Genomic DNA, 835 nt, shown 5'->3' on the forward strand with positions numbered 1-835 from the left:
TCAGCTCCGGTGTCGCGATCACCGCAGACATCTTGATCCTCCCGCCCGGTCTTTTCATCGACTCATCGGTAGGACAGGATCTTCACCGCGAGCCGGCAAATCCAAATAGGGACTTTCGCCCTCTGTGGTCGGGCCTAAAATCATGCACGCGTCGCCCGGCGCTGGCGACGTCAGGCAGGGGCGTCGGGGCCGCCCCAGCGTGCGGCGTAACGGCCGGATGCACGGCTAGAGGTTGAATCCCCTTAACGCGGCGACCCGCGCCACAAAGGCGTGGGCCGAGGCCGCAGAGTCACGGTCAGGTGCGGCGGCGTCTGTGTCGGCGGGTCAGCAGGGGCGCGAGGCGCGCCTCTGGGCGGCCCCGAGGGCTCCCGTAGACCTCGATTCGGATTTCCTGCGTCCCGATGAACAGGAGTCGGTGAGACACCCGGCTGCTGAGAAGGGCCAAAGATTGGATGTTAGGAGGCCGTTGTTTGGCCCAGCGGGTTCACCAAGGCGGATAGTGCGCGGAGAATTTGTACTGTCAGATTCGCCGGCCAGAAGAACGCAGTGGTGAACGACTGGACTAATTGAGTGCCGGCTGAAACGAGCTGGCCTACAACGGGAAACGCCGTGAGTAATGGGTTTATCGCGTCGGTCAAAACGTTCAATAGTAAGCCGTAGAACGGGAACGATTGGATGATGTTTGCCGCAGCGGACGCGAAGTACAGTACGACGAGATCTGCCATGAGCCAAGAAAGAAAACCAATGACGAAGCCGGCCACGGCGGCGGCACCTAGAACAAAGACAGTATTCGTCACTACATTTGTTATCAAATCATTTAATGTCGACTGGGCGG

Annotated in this window: 1 protein-coding gene; it reads right to left on the reverse strand. The window is 59.9% G+C overall.

Going from position 1 to position 835, the window contains the following annotated elements; all coding sequences use genetic code 11:
• Window positions 1–455 precede the first annotated feature (455 nt).
• On the reverse strand, window positions 456–835 hold a 380-nt coding region (locus A5706_RS08180), incomplete at its 5' end, for a hypothetical protein (protein ID WP_231984927.1).

It is taken from the genome of Mycobacterium sp. E796 (assembly GCF_001672815.1).
Taxonomy (GTDB): Bacteria; Actinomycetota; Actinomycetes; order Mycobacteriales; family Mycobacteriaceae; genus Mycobacterium.